A 1,078-nucleotide genomic window follows, 5' to 3' on the forward strand; every position below is an offset into this window, starting at 1 on the left:
TTGTCAACGCTAAAACCGGACACCCCATCGATTTGTTGGCTTCCAGAGACTATGCCGATGTCGTTAAATGGCTGTCAGGATATCCGCAAGTCAAATATGTTACCAGAGACAGGGCCAGCAGTTATGCCAAGGCTATCACTGATGCTTTGCCCGGAAGTTCCCAGATCGCAGATAAGTTCCATCTGGTAAAAAATCTGAGTGATACTATTTATGACGAAGTACTCCTGCGCTATCAGGAAATAAAGAAAACCTTTACTGAAGAACATAAAAAGGGAACGCCGGATATTCATCCGGAAAATATAAATGTGCCCTCTGATATGCCGGATACCGGTACCGATATCGATTTTATTCGGCCACCATCTCTTCATCGCCGGCAGGAACTGTTCGAACAGATCCATCGCTTAAGTAAATCCGGATTCTCTCAAAGGCAGATTGCAAAGACCCTACATATCAACCGGAACATGGTGCGGTATTATTTAGCCAGACAGGAATTACACCCCAGGTTCAGAACATTCACGAATAATTATGAGGATTATCTGGATGAAATAAAAGGAGGGTGCCGCAAAGGGTTAACTGTCAAGGATATATTCCGGTCTATTTCCCGGAAAGGTTTCCGTGGTAAGGTTGCGCCTTTTTACCAATGGTTCCGTTATTGTTTTCCTGACTATAAATCCGGCAAGTATAAAGTTAAACAACAGGCTATAAGTCCGCAAATCGAAATGAAAATTCGCTTTGGAGCCATATCGGCGCGTAAATTGGCTATATATGTATCGAATCCCGAATGGGGAGTCTGCGAAGCTACAGGCAAACGCAACCGTGAAAGCCAGTTTGCTCAGGAAATTATTACATCCAGTAGCTTACTGCAAGAATTACGGTATATTAGCCAGTCTTTCCGTAAGATTATTAATGGCGATAATGAAGATGCCCTAGATACTTGGATAACCGAAATAAAACAGTTCAATATCAAGAATATAAATTCTTTTGTCAATGGAATAATCCGGGACAGGGATGCAATTTGTAATGCTATACGTTATCCATGGACCAATGGCTTGGTGGAAGGAAATGTGAACAGACTCAA

At 42.3% G+C, this 1,078-nt stretch carries 1 protein-coding gene; it reads left to right on the forward strand.

Annotated features, from left to right (window positions below):
- Positions 1–1,078, forward strand: a 1,078-nt coding sequence (locus ACFO6W_RS26205) for a transposase (RefSeq protein WP_380002103.1), incomplete at both ends; no start/stop codon positions are given.

This window comes from Dysgonomonas termitidis, assembly GCF_042654545.1.
GTDB classification, from domain to species: Bacteria; Bacteroidota; Bacteroidia; order Bacteroidales; family Dysgonomonadaceae; genus Dysgonomonas; species Dysgonomonas termitidis.